This window comes from Paractinoplanes rhizophilus, from assembly GCF_042664765.1.
GTDB lineage: Bacteria > Actinomycetota > Actinomycetes > Mycobacteriales > Micromonosporaceae > Actinoplanes > Actinoplanes rhizophilus.
This window is the reverse complement of the sequence record NZ_JBHTBJ010000093.1, coordinates 1-3,400: the sequence shown is the minus strand read 5'-3', so window position 1 is coordinate 3,400 and position 3,400 is coordinate 1. Positions and strand designations below refer to the sequence as shown.

The 3,400-nt window shown below is 66.6% G+C and carries 6 protein-coding genes and 1 pseudogene; 4 read left to right on the top strand and 3 right to left on the bottom strand.

Translation table 11 applies throughout. The annotated features are described in order from the left end of the window. Window positions 1-234 precede the first annotated feature (234 nt). Together ACFQS1_RS40260 and ACFQS1_RS40255 are read left to right on the top strand one after the other, a co-directional pair. A complete protein-coding gene (locus tag ACFQS1_RS40260; RefSeq protein WP_378978303.1) occupies window positions 235-465 on the top strand; it encodes a hypothetical protein in 231 nt (76 codons plus the stop codon). Between the two features lie 18 nt (window positions 466-483). Next, window positions 484-711: a hypothetical protein gene (locus tag ACFQS1_RS40255; protein ID WP_378978301.1), complete on the top strand. Its 228-nt coding sequence runs from the start codon at window positions 484-486 to the stop codon at window positions 709-711. Window positions 712-742: 31 nt separating this feature from the next. On the opposite strand, the gene ACFQS1_RS40250 is transcribed toward ACFQS1_RS40255, so the two are convergent. Beyond that, a complete protein-coding gene (locus tag ACFQS1_RS40250) occupies window positions 743-1,201 on the bottom strand; it encodes a MarR family winged helix-turn-helix transcriptional regulator (RefSeq protein WP_378978299.1) in 459 nt (152 codons plus the stop codon). An 84-nt stretch (window positions 1,202-1,285) separates the two neighbouring features. Here ACFQS1_RS40250 and ACFQS1_RS40245 point away from each other — a divergent pair, with 84 nt between their 5' ends. Together ACFQS1_RS40245 and ACFQS1_RS40240 are read left to right on the top strand one after the other, a co-directional pair. Next, the gene (locus tag ACFQS1_RS40245) at window positions 1,286-2,002 is read left to right on the top strand and encodes an SDR family NAD(P)-dependent oxidoreductase (RefSeq protein ID WP_378978297.1); all 717 of its coding nucleotides are present in this window, start codon (window positions 1,286-1,288) and stop codon (window positions 2,000-2,002) included. Then, on the top strand, window positions 1,944-2,438 hold the full coding sequence (locus ACFQS1_RS40240; RefSeq protein ID WP_378978295.1) for an NmrA family NAD(P)-binding protein: 495 nt from the start codon (window positions 1,944-1,946) through the stop codon (window positions 2,436-2,438). Before ACFQS1_RS40245 ends, ACFQS1_RS40240 begins: the two co-directional genes overlap by 59 nt. Here the strand turns inward: ACFQS1_RS40240 and ACFQS1_RS40235 are convergent. Continuing rightward, a pseudogene (locus tag ACFQS1_RS40235) lies at window positions 2,404-2,534 on the bottom strand (transposase); the annotation flags it as partial. The gene ACFQS1_RS40240 and the pseudogene ACFQS1_RS40235 sit on opposite strands and share 35 nt — an antisense overlap. A gap of 117 nt (window positions 2,535-2,651) precedes the next feature. Beyond that, window positions 2,652-3,400, bottom strand: a 749-nt coding sequence (locus ACFQS1_RS40230; protein ID WP_378978293.1) for an MFS transporter, incomplete at its 5' end; no start/stop codon positions are given.

Here is a 3,400-nt window from a genome sequence, read left to right as displayed (position 1 = left end):
ACCGGAACGCACGGTTGGAAGGTGGCATTGAACACTCTGGTTCGCCTCTTCCCAAACCGGCTGACCTTCTGATAGTATTCGCTTAAGCGGCACATCCTCCGATTTACACAAAAATCGTGACAGGCTCGACGTTTCTGGCCGAAGCCGCTACCACCTCCACGCCATGCTGGTCGCCTGCCGATCGGAGCGCGGAGATGATGAACCGTCTGCGGCACCCGTTCCGGACTCAGCCGGATGACGACCACCGAGACACCATGCCGGACACGGCTTGACAGCCAGGTCAACGGCGCCGCTCACGGCAGCACCGGCGCCGCCCGCGAGACGATCATGACGTCCGGTCGGGGTTACGGTACGGCGCACACGGCGGTGATCATCGAGTCGGACGACGACCTGCTCACCGTGCTCGTACCGGAGCTGCTGCGCTCGGCCGGCCGCTACGGCGAGATTCTGCTCGTCGTCGGCTGAGACACCAATGCCCTGCCCATGGACGGCTTCCTCGACGAGGTCATCGGGCTGCTCACCAAGAACCCGACGCCGGACGAGATCGTCGTCGAGCGCGCCAAGTCGCTGCGTTGGGTCGAACACGACGACATCTACGCCGAGCCCCTGGCCGCCTGCTCCCAGCCGCTCAACACCTGCCCGGTCGCTGAGAATCGAGCCGCGCCCGGGCGATACGGGCCGCCGACGGCCCGCTTCAATTGCCCTGGGTGAGGTGCTCAGAGGAAGAGTCACATGAGCGAGGTCAAGCGGGTTGTGCCGGATGGCTCTGCAGAACTTTCTCCAGCAGCGCCCTCAACTGTCGGCGCTCATCAGCGCTGAGAGCCGCGAGAAGCTCATCTTGCACGGTCAGAGCGAGCCCGTTCAGTTGGTGAAGATGCCGCAGACCTAACTCGGTGGCAGCGATGATATTGCGTCGTCGGTCAGCGGGGTCGGTATGCCGCTCGATGAGCCCGGAACCGTGCAGGCGGGTCACGATGCCGTTGACGTTGTTGCGATCCAGCCCCAGCCGGCGGCCTATCTCGGCCTGACTCAGCTCGCCGTACTCCTCCAGGGCGGCGAGAACCGCGAAGTCGGATCGGGCCTCCAACGGCATCCGGGCGGCGGTCAGGCGTGCTCCCAGGATCGAAATGCGGCTCGTCTGCCAGCTCGCCAAAGTGCGAAGCAGGGCCGGCGGGCCGGCGTCGGCTCCCTCGTCGTTCATCAGGTCATTCTAGCGGTTCTGTTGGTCTGACCAACGTCCGTGATACGTTGGTACAACCAACATTGGTGCGACCAAGGAGTCAACGTGAGGCAAGAATCAACTCGACGGGTCCTCATCCCCGGCGGCAGTGGTGCCGTGGGCGAAGGCGCGGTGCGGGCATACCTCGCCGCCGGTGCCGACGTCGTCGTCCCGACCCGCACCGAGCAGCGCGTGGACGAGTTCCGCCGAGTCCTCGGCGACGCGGCCACCGACCGTCTGCACCTGTTCGCTCACGACTACTCAACCTTCGAGGGCGCCGAGTCGCTCGCCGCCACGATGCAGAAGCGGCTCGGCGGCATCGACGATGTAGTGGCGCCTATTGGTGGCTGGTGGGCCGGAAAGCGGCTGTGGGAGATCGGCGAGAACGATTGGAACGCCGCTTTCACCGGCCTGGCGACGACTCACATGGCGGTTGCTCGGGCCGTGACGCCACGGCTCACCGGCCGCGGCGCGTACGCGGTTGTCGTCGGTGAATCGGCGGTCTATCCCGTGCCCGGCAGTGGGCTCGTCAGCATGGAGCAGGCGGCCGTGCTCATGATGCAGAAGGTCCTTGCCGCCGAAGCCGGTGAGCGCCGCCGAATCCACGCGTTCGTCCTCGGCCCGGTCCGTACGCGCCTGACGCCCGGCGAGCCCACCTTGGTCAGCGCCGATCAGATCGGCGCCGTGGCTGTCGCCCTGTCGGACACGCCGAGCGAGGCCAGTCGTGAGGTCTCGCTGCGCACAAGTGCCGAGGCCGAGCAGATCCTCAAGGAGCTCGCATGACCTCATCACGACCGCCGGCAAGGTGGGCGCCGAGGCGGCCCGCCTGCTCGCCCGACGTAAGGAGCCGGTGCGCATTCTGGTCCGCGACCCGGTGAAGGCGACCGCGTTGACGCGGGCCGGAGTGGAAGTCGTCGCCGGCGGCCTGACCGTCCCGGAAACCATCGACGCCGCGATGCGATACGTCTCCAGCGTCATCCTGGTCAGCCCGGCCGACCCGGTTCGCGAACTCAACGTCATCGGCAGCGCCACTCGCGCCGCCGTCACCCACATCGTGAAAATCACCAGCAAGGCGTCGATGGATTCACCCATCGCCCGGCGCCGCGGCCAGGCCGAGATCGAGGCCCGCGTCGTCCGAGTCAGCCCGCATTCCTCGCTGAGATCACCTCAGTGGACGAGAAAGACCATTCAGTCATCTCCGCCACGACTTTGTCGGTGATCCGCGAGACTGTTCATTCGACACCGATGCGCCGTAGATCTCCGCGAAATGCGCGGAAATCTCCCCGGTCGTCATTCCCTTCGAGTACAGCGCCATCGGCGACGGGCCGCTCGCGGGCCGCCGGGCGCGCGGATGGCGGCAGAGATCCGCCCACTGATTCGGCCCAAGAGGTACGGGCGCGCATGCTGCGCGGGGCATGCCCGGGACGCGGACCTATCGATCGGGTGTGCTGGGAGCGCGCTGGCTCCCCGTCGGCGTGCTGGTAGAGCTACTAGGCAGGAAGAACGCCGTCACGAGCCCGATCAGGCTGATTACCGCCAGGACGATCATGGCGAGCGCGTATGCGCGTTCCGGCGTCCTGGTGAGCTGGGCGACGAGGATAGTGCCGGCGATCGCGGCGCCGAGGGAGGAGCCGAGGTTGGAGATGCTGCGGGACAGGCCCGAGATCTCGCCCTGGCGTTCGTCGGGGAAGCTCGACTGCACGACACTCACCGACGGGGTGAGCATGATGCCGATGCCTAGCCCGATCAGGAAGAGCCCAGGCAGGAAGGCCCAAACGCTCTTCGAGGCACCGACCACCGCCAGGAAGAGCACGATGCCGGCGATGGTGAGGCCGAAGCCGGTCTGGATGAGCATGCGCTGGGCGTGCCGCTTCGCGAGGCGCTCGGCGGCCAGCGACGACAGAAGCAGGCCGACCGTCGCGGCGGTGAGGATCAGGCCGGTCTCGATCGCGTTGTAGCCGCGTACCACCTGCAGGAAGGCCGAGACTACGAACGAGACCCCCATGAGCACCAGCCACTGGATGTTCTGCGTGATCAGACCCAGGATGGAGGCACGGTTGCGGAACAACGCCGTCGACAGCAGCGCCTCGCGGCCGGCCCGTTCCCGGGAGCGTATCCATAGCAGGAACCACATCAGGACGAACATGCCGGCCACGATCAGTCCGAGCGCCAGCCAGCCGT

Bases quoted from the DNA above. Each gene is read 5' to 3' on its own strand.
- ACFQS1_RS40260 (WP_378978303.1), top strand. From the start codon at position 235: ATGACGACCACCGAGACACCATGCCGGACACGGCTTGACAGCCAGGTC.
- ACFQS1_RS40255 (WP_378978301.1), top strand. From the start codon at position 484: ATGGACGGCTTCCTCGACGAGGTCATCGGGCTGCTCACCAAGAACCCG.
- ACFQS1_RS40250 (WP_378978299.1), bottom strand. From the start codon at position 1,201: ATGAACGACGAGGGAGCCGACGCCGGCCCGCCGGCCCTGCTTCGCACT.